Source organism: Sulfitobacter sp. 1A15258, from assembly GCF_043557045.1.
Classification (GTDB): domain Bacteria; phylum Pseudomonadota; class Alphaproteobacteria; order Rhodobacterales; family Rhodobacteraceae; genus Sulfitobacter; species Sulfitobacter faviae.
The window spans coordinates 1-15,477 of the sequence record NZ_JBIFFK010000004.1; the positions used below are offsets into that span (position 1 = coordinate 1).

The 15,477-nt window shown below is 60.7% G+C and carries 12 protein-coding genes; 11 read left to right on the top strand and 1 reads right to left on the bottom strand.

Translation table 11 applies throughout. From position 1 onward, the window contains the following. Positions 1–481: 481 nt before the first annotated feature. The 11 genes from ACGYK9_RS09565 (at position 482) to ACGYK9_RS09615 (ending at position 14,671) form a co-directional block, all read left to right on the top strand. Positions 482–841 carry a hypothetical protein gene (locus ACGYK9_RS09565; RefSeq protein WP_394410784.1) on the top strand — a complete coding sequence of 120 codons (360 nt, stop codon included), beginning with the start codon at positions 482–484 and terminating at the stop codon, positions 839–841. Positions 842–917: 76 nt separating this feature from the next. Then, positions 918–1,115 carry a preprotein translocase subunit SecE gene (gene secE / locus ACGYK9_RS09570; protein ID WP_007118815.1) on the top strand — a complete coding sequence of 66 codons (198 nt, stop codon included), beginning with the start codon at positions 918–920 and terminating at the stop codon, positions 1,113–1,115. 206 nt (positions 1,116–1,321) lie between these two features. Further along, a complete protein-coding gene (gene nusG / locus ACGYK9_RS09575) occupies positions 1,322–1,855 on the top strand; it encodes a transcription termination/antitermination protein NusG (RefSeq protein ID WP_067264099.1) in 534 nt (177 codons plus the stop codon). 145 nt (positions 1,856–2,000) lie between these two features. Beyond that, positions 2,001–2,426, top strand: a complete 426-nt coding sequence (gene rplK, locus ACGYK9_RS09580) for a 50S ribosomal protein L11 (RefSeq protein WP_067622128.1) — start codon at positions 2,001–2,003, stop codon at positions 2,424–2,426. A 1-nt stretch (position 2,427) separates the two neighbouring features. After that, positions 2,428–3,126 carry a 50S ribosomal protein L1 gene (rplA, locus tag ACGYK9_RS09585; protein ID WP_168612833.1) on the top strand — a complete coding sequence of 233 codons (699 nt, stop codon included), beginning with the start codon at positions 2,428–2,430 and terminating at the stop codon, positions 3,124–3,126. Positions 3,127–3,398: 272 nt separating this feature from the next. Continuing rightward, entirely contained in the window at positions 3,399–3,914 is a 516-nt protein-coding gene (rplJ, locus tag ACGYK9_RS09590; protein WP_067267943.1) for a 50S ribosomal protein L10, read from the top strand. Between the two features lie 74 nt (positions 3,915–3,988). After that, positions 3,989–4,360, top strand: coding sequence for a 50S ribosomal protein L7/L12 (gene rplL, locus ACGYK9_RS09595; protein ID WP_067267945.1), 372 nt, complete (start codon positions 3,989–3,991; stop codon positions 4,358–4,360). 243 nt (positions 4,361–4,603) lie between these two features. Beyond that, positions 4,604–8,740: a DNA-directed RNA polymerase subunit beta gene (gene rpoB, locus ACGYK9_RS09600; protein WP_394410779.1), complete on the top strand. Its 4,137-nt coding sequence runs from the start codon at positions 4,604–4,606 to the stop codon at positions 8,738–8,740. Between the two features lie 94 nt (positions 8,741–8,834). Continuing rightward, on the top strand, positions 8,835–13,085 hold the full coding sequence (gene rpoC / locus ACGYK9_RS09605; RefSeq protein ID WP_394410776.1) for a DNA-directed RNA polymerase subunit beta': 4,251 nt from the start codon (positions 8,835–8,837) through the stop codon (positions 13,083–13,085). A gap of 180 nt (positions 13,086–13,265) precedes the next feature. Beyond that, positions 13,266–13,670, top strand: coding sequence for a two-component system response regulator (locus ACGYK9_RS09610; RefSeq protein ID WP_067267950.1), 405 nt, complete (start codon positions 13,266–13,268; stop codon positions 13,668–13,670). A 113-nt stretch (positions 13,671–13,783) separates the two neighbouring features. Further along, the gene (locus ACGYK9_RS09615) at positions 13,784–14,671 is read left to right on the top strand and encodes a DMT family transporter (protein ID WP_394410773.1); all 888 of its coding nucleotides are present in this window, start codon (positions 13,784–13,786) and stop codon (positions 14,669–14,671) included. Here the strand turns inward: ACGYK9_RS09615 and ACGYK9_RS09620 are convergent. Continuing rightward, positions 14,644–15,447, bottom strand: coding sequence for a putative rhamnosyl transferase (locus ACGYK9_RS09620; RefSeq protein WP_394410770.1), 804 nt, complete (start codon positions 15,445–15,447; stop codon positions 14,644–14,646). The genes ACGYK9_RS09615 and ACGYK9_RS09620 overlap by 28 nt on opposite strands. Positions 15,448–15,477 lie beyond the last annotated feature (30 nt).

A 15,477-nucleotide genomic window follows, 5' to 3' on the forward strand; every position in this document is an offset into this window, starting at 1 on the left:
TCTTAAGACGTGGGAGAGTAGGTCATCGCCAAACCTAATAAGTTCCTAGACTACAGTATCTCTCTACGATGATCAGAATAACAAAACCGCCGCAGCGCAAAGCTGCGGCGGTTTTGCGTTTGAGGGGGGGGGAGGGTGATGCCCAATAACTGTCTATTTTCCGCCCTTCACTTGGCGCAATGGATCAGTAACTCTTTCGCAACTGCGTAGAGAGACTGATATGACGCCCCCCATTGATAAGGCTGCCCCTTCTTCGTCCGAGCTGGACCCCGCCGCGATGTCTGCGATCCGTAATGTCATGGCTGATGCGGAGGGTGCTCCGGACCCACGCGCCGGTTCGGGCGCGGCAGAGCCCCCGGTGGCCCCTCGGCGGTCGGGGCGCGTAGCTTTTCCGGACTTGCCGGAGCCGGCGGCCGTAGAAGTTGATATCAGGAAGCCATCGCGCCGTAAGCGTACTGCGAAACGTCCTCCGGTCCGGGCGGTGATCCTCAGCCTTCTGGCGCTGGCGGTGGTTCTGCGCCCTTGGTTGGTGTTCGGCGTGGTATTCGTCACAGTGTTTGTCGTGTTGGGGGTCTTCCTCGCCCTTGGCTACGACGGGTTTTGGCAACGGGCGATGGCGCTTGGGCGCTGGTATGCCGCGCGGCAGCCCGAGCGTGCGGCGGCGCTTCATGCGCGGTTGGATGCTTTCGCGATGAAATGGGACGCCGTGCTTGACCGATTCCCCGAAGGCACCGTCGACGGGCTGTATCTTCCCGACTTTGGCGAGATGGCGGCGGCTGAAGCGCGGCATGACGCGGCGCTTGACCGCCGGTTCGATCGTCTGCGCGACCCGGAAGCCTGAGGCGCGCGCGAAGACGTCTTGAAACTAGGGGGCGGACCCGTTACATCCGCCCAATCGGGCAACAGGGAAAGATGTCATGGCCACCACCAATCCGCTTCAGTTCATCCAGCAGGTTCGCACCGAAGTTGCAAAGGTTGTTTGGCCGACAAAGCGCGAAGTGATGCTGACCACGGTGATGGTCTTTATCCTTGCCGCGCTGACAGCTGTTTTCTTTGCAATTGTGGATATCCTGATCCGCGGCGGCTTGCAGCAGATCCTTGGGATGTTCGGCTGAGCACCGCCCGCATGGGTGATTTTATCTTTACACCCTTGAAACCTGCGTCTGCGCGGGCTATTGCGCAGACCTGACCTGAAAAGGGCGTGCGGCGATTCGAGTTGCGCGCCGATTTTTTGTTCAGATGTTGCGGGGTATCTCCTCGCGTTAATTGACGAATTTCATGCCGGGGCAGCCCGCATGGCAAGACAGGGACCAGAGTTCAGATGGCAAAACGGTGGTATTCGGTCAGTGTCCTGTCGAACTTCGAAAAGAAGATCGCCGAGCAGATCCGCGCGTCCGTGGCCGAGCAGGAACTTGAAGACCAGATCGACGAAGTGCTGGTGCCCACCGAAGAGGTGATCGAGGTCCGGCGCGGCAAGAAGGTGACAACTGAGCGTCGCTTCATGCCCGGCTATGTGCTGGTGCATATGGAAATGTCCGACGCGGGCTATCACCTGATCAACTCGATCAACCGCGTCACCGGGTTCCTTGGCCCGCAGGGCCGCCCGATGCCGATGCGCGATGCCGAGGTTCAGGCGATCCTGGGTCGCGTGCAGGAAGGCGAAGAAGCACCGCGCACGCTGATCCACTTCGAGGTCGGTGAGAAAGTCAAAGTCGCCGATGGTCCTTTCGAGGATTTCGACGGCATGATCGAAGAGGTCGACGACGAGAACCAGCGTCTCAAGGTTTCGGTCTCGATCTTTGGCCGGGAGACCCCGGTCGAATTGGAATTCACTCAGGTCAACAAACAGGTCTGAGTGTGCGGCGGGGTTCGCCCCGCCATCCCGGCACCCGAGGGTGCCGGTCATTGTGGGAGGGAAGGGGCGCCGCGGCGCCTAGGCCCGGACCACGCAACGAAGAACCCGCGGGGCGCGCCCCAAGGGTGTTGAAAGGAGAAGGCCAATGGCCAAGAAACTCGTCGGTACGATGAAGTTGCAAGTTAAAGCGGGTCAAGCAAACCCGTCCCCGCCCGTGGGCCCCGCCCTCGGTCAGCGCGGCATCAACATCATGGAATTCTGCAAGGCGTTCAACGCCAAGACCGCAGACATGGAGCCGGGCGCACCGTGCCCCACCGTGATCAGCTACTATCAGGACAAGTCCTTCACCATGGACATCAAGACGCCCCCGGCGTCCTACTACCTGAAAAAAGCTGCCAAGGTGAACTCCGGCGCGAAAACGCCTTCGCGTGAAACCGTCGGCACCGTGACCACCAAGCAGCTGCGCGAGATCGCAGAAGCAAAAGCCGCCGACCTGTCCGCGAACGACGTGGAAGCGGCGATGAAAATCATCCTGGGCTCCGCCCGGTCCATGGGCATCGAGGTGAAGTAAGATGGCAAAACTTGGAAAACGCACCCGCGCCGCCCGTGAAGCTTTTGCTGGCAAAGAAGAGATCACCGTTGAAGAAGCGGTAAGCCTCATCAAAGCGAACGCCACCGCGAAGTTCGACGAAACCATCGAGATCGCGATGAACCTCGGTGTTGACCCGCGTCACGCGGACCAGATGGTCCGCGGTGTTGTCGGCCTGCCCAACGGCACCGGCAAAACCATGCGCGTTGCCGTCTTCGCCCGTGGCGCGAAAGCTGAAGAAGCCGAAAAGGCGGGCGCAGATATCGTTGGCGCAGAAGACCTGATGGAGACCGTGCAGTCCGGCAAGATCGACTTTGATCGTTGCATCGCGACACCCGACATGATGCCGATCGTTGGCCGTCTGGGTAAAGTGCTCGGCCCGCGCAACCTGATGCCGAACCCCAAGGTTGGCACCGTGACCATGGACGTCGCTGACGCCGTGAAAGCGGCCAAGGGTGGCGAAGTGCAGTTCAAAGCCGAAAAGGGCGGTGTCGTCCACGCAGGCGTTGGCAAACTGTCCTTCGACGAAGCAAAGCTGGTTGAGAACATCCGTGCCTTCGTCGGCGCCGTGTCCAAAGCCAAGCCGGCCGGTGCCAAGGGCACCTATATGAAAAAGATCAACCTGAGCTCCACAATGGGCCCGGGCGTGTCGGTCGCTGTCGAGAACGCGACTGCCGAGTGATCCCGTGGGGTGGGGGCCAGCCTCCCACCTTACGACCCGAGATTTGGCGGCTTCGGTCGCCAAATACGCAAGGACCGGAACATCGGTCCGCGCGTCTGTCCGAGACGGAGGGTTTGGGCTTTGGCCTGAATAATTCCTTCCTGAGATGGGAAACCGGAAATTCCTGCCTTCGGGCGGTTTTGGCCGGGACCCTGACATTGGACCCGAATGGGGTGCAGAAGACCGCATCCTGAACTGAGCCGGGGGGCAACCCCCAAATTTGGAGTGAAACTGTGGATAGAGCACAAAAAGAACAGTTGGTCGACGAACTCGGCCAAATCTTTGAAAGCTCTGGCGTCGTTGTGGTTAGCCACTACGTCGGTTTGACAGTTGCCGAAATGCAGGACCTTCGGGCGCGCGCACGCGCAGCCGGTGGGGCCGTGCGTGTTGCCAAAAACAGGCTCGCCAAGATCGCCCTTGAGGGCAAGCCATGCGAAAGCATTGCTGACCTTCTGACGGGTATGACCGTTCTGACCTACTCTGAGGATCCTGTGGCTGCGGCCAAGGTTGCTCAGGAGTTCGCCAAGGAAAACAGCAAGCTTGTTATCCTCGGCGGCGCAATGGGCGAGAACGCGTTGGACGCCGCCGGTGTCGAAGCCGTGTCGAAAATGCCTTCGCGCGAGGAGCTTATCTCCTCCATCGCGGGCATGCTTGGCGCACCTGCTTCGAACATCGCCGGGGCCATTGGCGCACCTGCAAGCAACATCGCATCCATCTTGTCCACCATCGAGGACAAGGCGGCCGCGTAAGGCAAATCGTCAAACCGGCGCACGGGTTGAACACGCGCGTTGGAACACACATATCGTAACGGAAAGAGCTAAACATGGCTGATCTGAAAAAACTGGCAGAAGACATCGTTGGTCTGACTCTGCTTGAAGCACAAGAACTGAAAACCATCCTGAAAGACGAGTACGGCATCGAGCCCGCCGCTGGCGGCGCAGTGATGATGGCCGGCCCTGCTGAAGGTGGCGCTGCCGAAGAAGAAAAGACCGAATTCGACGTCGTTCTGAAGAACGCCGGCGCATCCAAGATCAACGTGATCAAGGAAGTCCGCGGCATCACGGGTCTCGGCCTGAAAGAAGCCAAAGACCTGGTCGAAGCCGGTGGCAAGATCAAAGAAGGCGTCGACAAAGCCGAAGCCGAAGACATCAAAGGCAAGCTGGAAGCAGCTGGCGCCGAAGTCGAGCTGGCCTAAGCCAGAGGTGCGTGTCCTCACGCACCACGCATGAACAAGGGCTGGACGGGAATTTTCCTGTCCAGCCTGACCTGTTTTGACGAATGTTCCCCGCGGGAGCATTTCTCTGGAGAGGTCCAAGGTCGGAAGGGGTGCAGTGGGACGCATTCCAAGAATTGACCCGGATTTTCCGCTCTTATGGGCGCGCACCACGGCCCCGGTGGTTGATGCGCTCGGCGAGAGACACGAAAGGTGACACGACACATGGCACAATCCTTCCTTGGCCAGAAACGTCTGCGTAAATATTACGGCAAAATCCGCGAAGTGCTGGAAATGCCGAACCTCATCGAGGTTCAGAAATCCTCCTATGATTTGTTCCTGAATTCCGGCGACGCCGAGACCCCCACCGATGGTGAAGGGATCACGGGCGTTTTCCAGTCGGTCTTCCCGATCAAGGACTTTAACGAGACTTCGGTACTCGAATACGTCAAGTACGAGCTGGAAAAGCCCAAGTACGACGTTGAAGAATGCCAGCAGCGCGACATGACCTATAGCGCGCCGCTGAAAGTGACCCTGCGCCTCATCGTGTTCGATGTGGATGAAGACACCGGCGCCAAGTCCGTCAAGGACATCAAAGAGCAGGACGTCTTCATGGGTGACATGCCCTTGATGACCCCGAACGGCACCTTCGTCGTCAACGGCACCGAGCGTGTGATCGTCTCCCAGATGCACCGCTCCCCGGGCGTGTTCTTTGACCACGACAAGGGCAAGACCCACTCCTCGGGCAAGCTGCTCTTCGCCTGCCGCATTATCCCCTACCGCGGCTCCTGGCTGGACTTCGAGTTCGACGCCAAGGACATCGTCTATGCCCGCATCGACCGTCGCCGCAAGCTGCCGGTAACGACCCTGCTCTACGCCCTGGGGCTGGACCAAGAAGGCATCATGAATGCCTATTACAACACCGTCACCTTCAAGCTGGAGAAGAACAAGGGTTGGGTTGCGCCCTTCTTCCCCGACCGCGTGCGCGGCACCCGTCCGACCTACGATCTGATCGACGCCAACACTGGCGAGATCCTCTTCGAGGCCGGCAAGAAAGTCACCCCCCGTGCGGTCAAGAAGCTCTTGGACGAAGGCAAGGTCAAGGAACTGCTGCTGCCGTTCGACCACATCGTCGGCAAGTTCGTCGCGCGTGACATCATCAACGAGGAAACCGGTGCGATCTACGTCGAGGCCGGTGACGAGTTGACGCTGGAATACGACAAGGACGGCACGCTGATCGGCGGCACCGCGAAGGAGCTGATCGACGCCGGCATCACCGAAATTCCGCTGCTGGACATCGACAACGTCAACGTCGGCCCCTACATGCGCAACACCATCGCGATGGACAAGAACATGAACCGCGACACCGCGCTCATGGACATCTACCGCGTCATGCGCCCGGGCGAGCCGCCCACCGTCGAGGCCGCCTCCGCGCTCTTCGACACGCTGTTCTTCGATAGCGAACGCTATGACCTCTCGGCTGTTGGCCGAGTGAAAATGAACATGCGTCTGGCGCTCGACAAGCCCGACACGCAGCGCACGCTGGACCGTGACGACATCGTCGCCTGCATCAAGGCGCTGGTGGACCTCCGCGATGGCCGCGGCGACATCGACGACATTGACCACCTCGGCAACCGACGTGTGCGTTCCGTCGGCGAGCTGATGGAAAACCAGTACCGCGTCGGCCTGCTGCGCATGGAGCGCGCGATCAAAGAGCGGATGTCCTCCGTCGAGATCGACACCGTGATGCCGCAAGACCTGATCAACGCCAAGCCTGCCGCGGCGGCGGTGCGTGAATTCTTCGGCTCCTCGCAGCTGTCGCAGTTCATGGACCAAACCAACCCGCTGTCGGAAGTGACGCACAAGCGTCGCCTTTCGGCACTTGGGCCGGGCGGTCTGACACGTGAGCGTGCGGGCTTTGAAGTGCGCGACGTGCACCCAACCCACTATGGCCGGATGTGCCCGATTGAAACGCCGGAAGGTCCGAACATCGGTCTGATCAACTCGCTGGCCACCTTTGCCCGCGTGAACAAATACGGCTTCATCGAAACGCCTTACCGCGTCGTGAAGGACAGCAAGGTCACCGACGAGGTGCACTACATGTCCGCGACCGAAGAAATGCGTCACACCGTGGCGCAGGCGAACGCCAACCTCGACGACGACATGAAGTTCGTGAACGAGATGGTCTCGACCCGTCAGTCCGGCGACTACACGCTGGCACCGACCGAGAACGTGGACCTGATCGACGTGAGCCCGAAGCAGTTGGTCTCGGTCGCTGCCTCGCTGATCCCCTTCCTTGAAAACGACGACGCCAACCGCGCTCTCATGGGCTCGAACATGCAACGTCAGGCCGTGCCGCTTCTGCAGGCCGAGGCGCCGCTCGTCGGCACCGGCATCGAAGAGGTCGTGGCGCGCGATTCCGGGGCGGCCTACACGGCACGCCGCGCGGGTATCATCGACCAAGTCGATGCTTCGCGTATCGTGATCCGGGCCACCGAGGATCTTGAGCTGGGCGACGCGGGTGTGGACATCTACCGCATGCGCAAGTTCCAGCGCTCGAACCAGAACACCTGCATCAACCAGCGTCCGCTGGTGAAAGTGGGCGAGAAGGTCACGAAGGGTCAGGTCATCGCGGACGGTCCGTCGACCGACATGGGGGAACTGGCGCTCGGCAAGAACGTCGTCGTCGCCTTCATGCCGTGGAACGGTTACAACTACGAGGACTCCATCCTGATCTCCGAGCGGATTTCCCGCGACGACGTCTTCACCTCGATCCACATCGAGGAATTCGAAGTCGCCGCGCGTGACACCAAGCTCGGGCCGGAAGAGATCACCCGCGACATCCCGAACGTCGGCGAGGAAGCCCTGCGCAATCTCGACGAAGCGGGCATCGTCTACATCGGTGCGGACGTAGAGCCGGGCGACATCCTCGTCGGCAAGATCACCCCGAAGGGCGAAAGCCCGATGACGCCGGAAGAAAAGCTTCTGCGCGCCATCTTTGGTGAGAAAGCCTCGGACGTGCGCGACACCTCGCTGCGGGTGAAGCCGGGCGATTTCGGCACTGTCGTCGAAGTGCGTGTCTTCAACCGTCACGGCGTTGAGAAAGACGAACGTGCGCTGCAGATTGAGCGTGAGGAAGTCGAACGTCTGGCCCGTGACCGGGACGACGAGTTGGCGATCCTTGACCGCAACATTTACGCGCGTCTCAAGGACATGATCCTCGGCAAGGTCGCCGTGAAAGGCCCGAAAGGCGTGAAGGCGAACAGCCAGATCACCGAGGAACTGCTGGAAACCCTGACCCGTGGTCAGTGGTGGCAGCTGGCCCTTGAGGACGAGGATGACGCGAAGATCGTCGAAGCCCTGAACGAGCAGTACGAAATCCAGAAACGGACTCTCGACGCTCGTTTCGAGGACAAGGTCGAGAAGGTCCGCCGTGGCGACGACCTGCCCCCGGGCGTGATGAAGATGGTCAAGGTCTTCGTCGCGGTGAAGCGCAAGCTGCAGCCGGGCGACAAGATGGCCGGTCGTCACGGGAACAAGGGTGTGATCTCGAAAGTGGTGCCGATGGAGGACATGCCGTTCCTCGCCGATGGTACCCCGGTCGATTTCTGCCTCAACCCGCTGGGTGTGCCATCGCGTATGAACGTCGGTCAGATCCTCGAGACGCATATGGGTTGGGCCGCACGCGGTCTGGGCCTGAACGTTGATGAGGCGCTGCAGGAATACCGCCGCTCGGGTGACCTGACGCCGGTGCGCGAAGCGATGCAGCTGGCCTATGGCGAGGATGTCTACGAAGAAGGCATCACCGGCATGGACGAGGACACGCTGCTGGAAGCGGCCGACAACGTACGCCGCGGCGTGCCGATCGCCACACCGGTCTTCGACGGCGCCAAGGAAGCGGACGTGAACGACAGCCTCAAGCGGGCCGGGTTCGACACCTCCGGTCAGTCGGTGCTCTTCGATGGTCGGACAGGCGAGCAGTTCGCGCGTCCGGTGACCGTCGGCGTGAAGTACCTGCTGAAGCTGCACCACCTGGTGGACGACAAGATCCACGCGCGTTCGACCGGGCCGTACTCCCTCGTCACACAGCAGCCGCTGGGTGGTAAGGCGCAGTTCGGTGGCCAGCGCTTCGGGGAGATGGAGGTCTGGGCTCTGGAAGCCTATGGCGCCGCCTACACCCTGCAGGAAATGCTGACCGTCAAGTCGGATGACGTCGCGGGCCGGACCAAGGTCTATGAAAGCATCGTCAAGGGCGAGGATAACTTCGAAGCGGGCATTCCGGAGAGCTTTAACGTTCTCGTCAAGGAAGTGCGCGGCCTCGGCCTGAATATGGAACTCCTGGATGCGGAGGAGGATGAGTGAGGTCTAAACGGAATTTTTTGAAAATTCCGTGCCGTTTTCTTTCAAAGAAAACGGCACCCCTCCCTCCTAACGCACCCCTTTCAAGGATTTGAAAATGAACCAGGAACTGACAAACAACCCGTTCAACCCGCTGACGCCGCAAAAAGCGTTTGACGAAATTAAGGTCTCTTTGGCCTCCCCCGAGCGGATCCTGAGCTGGTCCTTCGGCGAGATCAAAAAGCCGGAAACCATCAATTACCGTACGTTCAAGCCTGAGCGTGACGGCCTGTTCTGCGCGCGTATCTTTGGCCCGATCAAAGACTACGAATGCCTCTGCGGCAAATATAAGCGCATGAAGTATCGCGGCGTCGTCTGCGAGAAATGCGGTGTGGAAGTCACGCTGCAAAAGGTCCGCCGTGAGCGTATGGGCCACATCGAGCTGGCCTCGCCGGTGGCGCACATCTGGTTCCTCAAGTCGCTGCCCTCGCGCATCGGCCTGATGCTGGACATGACCCTGCGTGACCTCGAGCGCGTGCTCTACTTCGAGAACTACGTCGTGATCGAGCCGGGCCTCACCGATCTTCAATACGGTCAGATGATGACCGAAGAAGAATATATGGACGCGCAAGACGCTTACGGCATGGACGCTTTCACCGCCAACATCGGCGCCGAAGCGATCCGCGAAATGCTGGCGGCGATCGACCTTGAAGCCGAAGCCGAGAACCTGCGTGCCGATCTGAAAGAGGCGACAGGCGAGCTGAAGCCCAAGAAGATCATCAAGCGTCTGAAAGTGGTCGAGAGCTTCCTTGAGTCCGGCAACCGCCCGGAGTGGATGGTCATGACCGTGATCCCGGTTATTCCGCCTGAGCTGCGCCCGCTGGTGCCGCTGGACGGTGGCCGCTTCGCGACCTCCGACCTGAACGACCTGTACCGCCGCGTGATCAACCGGAACAACCGTTTGAAGCGCCTGATTGAGCTGCGCGCGCCCGACATCATCGTGCGCAACGAAAAGCGGATGCTGCAGGAATCCGTCGACGCACTCTTCGACAACGGCCGCCGTGGCCGCGTCATCACCGGTGCCAACAAGCGCCCGCTGAAGTCGCTGTCGGACATGCTGAAAGGTAAGCAGGGTCGCTTCCGTCAGAACCTTTTGGGTAAGCGCGTTGATTTCTCGGGCCGTTCGGTCATCGTGACCGGCCCGGAGTTGAAACTGCACCAATGTGGTCTGCCCAAGAAGATGGCCTTGGAGCTCTTCAAGCCGTTCATCTACTCGCGGCTTGAGGCCAAAGGTCTGTCCTCCACCGTGAAGCAGGCGAAGAAGTTGGTCGAGAAAGAGCGCCCTGAGGTTTGGGACATTCTGGATGAGGTGATCCGTGAGCACCCCGTCATGCTCAACCGCGCGCCGACACTGCACCGTCTGGGCATTCAGGCGTTTGAACCCGTCCTGATCGAAGGCAAGGCGATCCAGCTGCACCCGCTGGTCTGCTCGGCCTTCAACGCCGACTTCGACGGTGACCAGATGGCCGTTCACGTCCCGCTCTCGCTGGAAGCCCAGTTGGAAGCGCGTGTTCTGATGATGTCCACGAACAACGTTCTGTCGCCTGCAAACGGCGCGCCGATTATCGTGCCGTCGCAGGATATGATCTTGGGTCTCTACTACACGACCCTTGAGCGTGAAGGTATGGTTGGCGAAGGCATGGTCTTCGGCTCCGTCGACGAGGTGCAGCACGCCCTCGACGCCGGTGCGGTTCACCTGCACTCGAAGATCAAGGCGCGGATCAAACAGATCGACGCTGAAGGCAACGAAGTGATGATGCGCTTTGACACGACCCCCGGTCGTATCCGTCTTGGTGCGCTTCTGCCGCTGAACGCCAAAGCGCCGTTTGATCTGGTCAACCGTCTGCTGCGCAAGAAAGAAGTGCAGCAGGTCATCGACACCGTCTACCGTTACTGCGGTCAGAAAGAGTCGGTCATCTTCTGTGACCAGATCATGACCATGGGTTTCCGCGAAGCTTTCAAAGCGGGCATCTCCTTCGGCAAGGACGACATGCTGATCCCCGACACCAAATGGCCGCTGGTTGAAGAAACCCGCGAGCAGGTGAAGGACTTTGAACAGCAGTATATGGACGGCCTGATCACTCAGGGTGAAAAGTACAACAAAGTCGTCGATGCATGGTCGAAGTGTAACGACAAGGTAACCGAGGCGATGATGGGCTCCATCTCCGCCGTGACTCACCATGAGAACGGTTCCGAGAAAGAGCCGAACTCGGTCTACATGATGGCTCACTCCGGTGCTCGTGGCTCGGTCACGCAGATGAAACAGCTGGGCGGGATGCGCGGCTTGATGGCGAAGCCGAACGGCGACATCATCGAGACGCCGATTATCTCGAACTTTAAAGAAGGTCTGACCGTTCTCGAGTACTTCAACTCGACCCACGGTGCGCGGAAAGGTCTGTCGGATACCGCTCTGAAAACAGCGAACTCCGGTTACCTGACACGCCGTCTGGTGGACGTGGCGCAAGACTGCATCGTGCGCGAGCATGACTGCGGCACCGAAACCGCGATCACCGCCGAGGCGGCCGTCAACGACGGTGAGGTTGTCTCTTCGCTGGCCGAGCGTCTGCTGGGCCGTGTGGCGGCGGACGACATCCTCGTGCCGGGCACCGACGACGTGCTCGTCCCGGCGGGGACGCTGATCGACGAGCGCATGTCGGATGCCATCGACGAGGCCGGGGTGCAGTCCGCACGGATCCGCAGCCCGCTGACCTGTGATGCCGAAGAGGGCGTCTGCGCCATGTGCTATGGCCGTGACCTCGCACGCGGTACGCTGGTCAACCAAGGTGAGGCCGTCGGCATCATCGCGGCCCAGTCGATTGGTGAACCCGGTACACAGCTGACGATGCGGACCTTCCACATCGGCGGTGTTGCGCAGGGTGGTCAGCAGTCCTTCCTTGAGGCCAGCCAGTCGGGCAAGGTCGCTTTCGAGAACGCACAGACGCTTGAAAACAGCGCCGGTGAAGTGCTCGTCATGGGCCGGAACATGAAGCTGTTGATCGTCGATGAGAATGGTGAGGAGCGGGCCAGCCACAAGATCGGCTACGGCACCAAGCTGCACGTCAAAGAAGGCGACGACGTGGCGCGCGGTGACAAGCTGTTCGAATGGGACCCTTACACCCTGCCGATCATCGCCGAGAAACCCGGTACGACCAAATACGTCGACCTGGTGTCGGGCATCGCGGTCAAGGAAGACACCGACGAAGCTACCGGCATGACCCAGAAGATCGTGATCGACTGGCGCGCGGCCCCCAAGGGCAACGAGCTCAAGCCCGAGATCATCTTGGTGGGTGAAGATGGCGAACCGGTCCGCAACGATGCGGGCAACCCGGTGACCTATCCGATGTCGGTCGATGCGGTTCTTTCGGTCGAAGACCAGACGCAAGTTCAGGCCGGTGACATCATCGCGCGTATCCCGCGTGAAGGTGCCAAGACCAAGGACATTACCGGTGGTCTGCCGCGTGTGGCCGAACTCTTTGAGGCACGTCGCCCCAAAGACCACGCCATCATCGCGGAAATCGACGGCTATGTCCGCTTTGGCAAGGACTACAAGAACAAGCGCCGCATCGCGATTGAAAGCTCGGATGATCCGGACGTGAAGGTTGAATACATGGTGCCCAAGGGGAAACACATCCCCGTGGCCGAAGGCGACTTCGTGCAGAAGGGTGACTACATCATGGACGGCAACCCCGCGCCGCACGACATCCTCGCGATCATGGGCGTTGAAGCCTTGGCCGAGTATATGATTGACGAGGTGCAGGACGTTTACCGCCTGCAGGGTGTGAAGATTAACGACAAACACATCGAAGTCATCGTCCGTCAGATGCTGCAGAAGTGGGAAATCCAAGAAAGCGGCGACACCACGCTGCTCAAGGGTGAACACGTCGACAAGCAGGAGTTCGATCAGGCTAACGAGAAGGCGCTCAAGAAGGGTGGCCGCCCCGCCAAGGGCGAACCGATCCTCTTGGGCATCACCAAGGCGTCGCTGCAAACCCGCAGCTTCATCTCGGCCGCCTCCTTCCAAGAAACCACGCGCGTGCTGACCGAAGCCTCGGTTCAGGGCAAGCGGGACAAGCTGGTCGGTCTGAAAGAGAACGTCATCGTGGGCCGTCTGATCCCCGCCGGGACCGGTGGCGCGACGCAGGCGATGCGCAAAGTGGCGACAGACCGCGACAACGTCGTGATCGAAGCGCGCCGCGAAGAGGCCGAAGCCGCCGCCCGTCTGGCCGCCCCGGAAGCCTCTGTGGAGGACGACATCGTCGGTGGCGATGTGTTCAACACGCCGGTCGGTGACGACGAGAGCCGCGATTGATCGCAGCACCGCATTGAAGAACAAAAGCCCCCGCAGTGACGCTGCGGGGGCTTTTTTATGGGGTGGGCAAATGCCGCGGCCAGACACCGCCCCGGGGGGCTGGTTTCTGAGGCCAAAGCCTTATATCCGCCACATAGTCCGAATAGGTTTGCAAAAGCTTAACCGTCGTAAGGTGCTTTGATGACGTCCCGCATTCTACATATCGACGACGACCCGATCGTTCTGGAACTGGTCAAGATGATCTTTTCCGACGACAGGTCGCTGAGCTTTGTCTCCTGCCTGAACGCCCGCGACGCGCTGGCGGTGGTCGATGATCTCAAGCCTGACCTGATCATCAGTGATATCTCCATGCCGGATATGGGCGGGTTGGAACTGGCCCATCGGTTTGGCGAGAATCCGGCCATTGCCGGGACGCCGATCATATTTCTCAGCGGGCGCACCCGCGATCTGGAGGTCTATGACGCCTTCCGCGATCTGGCGGCGACGGTGATGCAAAAGCCAGTCGAGCCGGGGTTGCTGCGCAGCACGGTGCGCAATCTGCTGGCCAGCCAGCAGCAGCCGGTAGCGCAGGCTTCGAACCAGTAGAGCGCGCCAGTCTGGGCGGCGGGGGCCGCCGTTCTTGACAGCTCCCGTAGCCGCTGCCAGTCATTCGGGGGCGGCAATGATATAAGCCGCACCATTTTTCCCGGAGCGCTTTCATGTCCCCCAATACCATCGGCGCGCTGCTGATGATCGCCTCGATGGCCTGTTTCACGTTTAACGACACGCTGCTCAAAATGACCGACGGGGTGCTGCCCCTGTTTCAGCTGTTGTTCCTGCGCGGGGTGACGACATCGGTGCTGATCTTGGCCCTTAGTCGGCAGCTTGGTCGGATCGACTTTCGACTTCAAGCGCGGGACTGGCAGGTCATCGGGCTGCGCTCGGTGGCCGAGATCGCGGCGGCATATTTCTTTCTCACCGCGTTGTTCAACATGCCTTTGGCGAATGTCACCGCCATCCTTCAAGTCGTGCCTCTTTCGGTGACGCTGGCGGCGGCGCTGGTGTTCCGGCAGGCGGTCGGCTGGCGGCGTTTGGTCGCCATCGGCATTGGTTTCTGCGGGGTGCTGTTGATCGTCAAACCGGGGGCGGAAGGGTTCAATATCTGGTCGCTCTACGTTCTGATCGCCGTGCTCTGCGTGACGGTCCGTGACCTGTCGACCCGTGCCTTGTCACCGGCGGTGCCCTCGATGACCGTGACCTTGGTGACCGCCCTGTCGGTGATGACGGCGGCGGGTTTGGCGTCGCTGAGCGCGCCTTGGGCGCCGGTGACGCCCTCGGTCGCGGCGCTGATCGGCGGCTCAGGGGTCTTTGTGCTAGGCGGCTATTTCTTCTCGATCCAAGTGATGCGGGTGGGCGATATCGGCTTCATCGCGCCGTTTCGCTACACCGGCCTGCTCTGGGCACTCTTGCTGGGCTGGGTCGTCTTTGGTGACTGGCCGGGGGCCTTGACCCTCATCGGCGCGGGGATCGTGGTGGCCACGGGGGTCTTCACCCTCTACCGGGAGCGGAAGTTGAAGGTTCAGGCCCAGAAGACGCGCCGCACCTGAGCTTGGTCGATGGCGAAACGCTCCTGAAACAGCGCTTCGCCTTCGGCATCCAGAGGGGCCACCTCTACATGCCGCGCAAGCCCTTGCCGCGAATCGTTCGAGCCGTTGTGGCTGCGCACGAACATTGCGCCATCGGGCAGGCTGACGCAGGGCATGAAGCGCGGCAGTTTCTCATGGGCGAAGTTCATAATGGTGAGCGGGCTGCCGCCCTTCACATACATCGCAAGTGCCGCGACGTTGAGCGGGCGGTACACTTCGGCGGCGCGGATGCCCTGCGGGCCGAATTCCGCGACATAGCCCTTGGGCCAGTCAAAGGCGACGGAGCGCTGGCCTTTCAGCAGCCCCGCGCTTTGCGCGACCGTTTGGCGCAGCCGGGCAATGAAGTCGACCGAGACGGCATCATCGTCGTCGTAGCGGAATTGCAGGCAAGGTTCCTGCGGGTTGATCCGCGCGGCGTTCAGCACCTCCTTCATCACCTCCCGATGATTGCGCGGCGGCTCGCGATGAATAACCGCCTGCGGCAAGTCGGCCAGCAGCGATTCGAGGCGTCGGGCGTGGGGCGCCGGGAACTGGTCGCCGACGACGAAGACGATGGAGAAGTCCGGGTCGGTTTGGGCCTTGAGGCAGGGCAGGGCGACGGTTTCGAGCAGGCGGAAACGTTCTTCGAGCCGGGCCGCGTCATAGAGATAGGCGATGCGTTCCTCGGTGGTCTCGTGGCCGACTTGAAAGCCGCCCAAAGCCGGGTAGGAAAAGCGGCAAAGGCCGATCGCTTGCATGGAGGTTTCCTTCTGTCCTTCGCCGGACTA

Excerpts from the sequence above, each read along its gene's own strand:
- rpoB (WP_394410779.1), top strand. The coding sequence starts at position 4,604 with ATGGCACAATCCTTCCTTGGCCAGAAACGTCTGCGTAAATATTACGGC.
- secE (WP_007118815.1), top strand. The coding sequence starts at position 918 with ATGGCCACCACCAATCCGCTTCAGTTCATCCAGCAGGTTCGCACCGAA.
- rplL (WP_067267945.1), top strand. The coding sequence starts at position 3,989 with ATGGCTGATCTGAAAAAACTGGCAGAAGACATCGTTGGTCTGACTCTG.
- ACGYK9_RS09620 (WP_394410770.1), bottom strand. The coding sequence starts at position 15,447 with ATGCAAGCGATCGGCCTTTGCCGCTTTTCCTACCCGGCTTTGGGCGGC.
- rplA (WP_168612833.1), top strand. The coding sequence starts at position 2,428 with ATGGCAAAACTTGGAAAACGCACCCGCGCCGCCCGTGAAGCTTTTGCT.
- rpoC (WP_394410776.1), top strand. The coding sequence starts at position 8,835 with ATGAACCAGGAACTGACAAACAACCCGTTCAACCCGCTGACGCCGCAA.
- ACGYK9_RS09615 (WP_394410773.1), top strand. The coding sequence starts at position 13,784 with ATGTCCCCCAATACCATCGGCGCGCTGCTGATGATCGCCTCGATGGCC.
- ACGYK9_RS09610 (WP_067267950.1), top strand. The coding sequence starts at position 13,266 with ATGACGTCCCGCATTCTACATATCGACGACGACCCGATCGTTCTGGAA.
- nusG (WP_067264099.1), top strand. The coding sequence starts at position 1,322 with ATGGCAAAACGGTGGTATTCGGTCAGTGTCCTGTCGAACTTCGAAAAG.
- rplK (WP_067622128.1), top strand. The coding sequence starts at position 2,001 with ATGGCCAAGAAACTCGTCGGTACGATGAAGTTGCAAGTTAAAGCGGGT.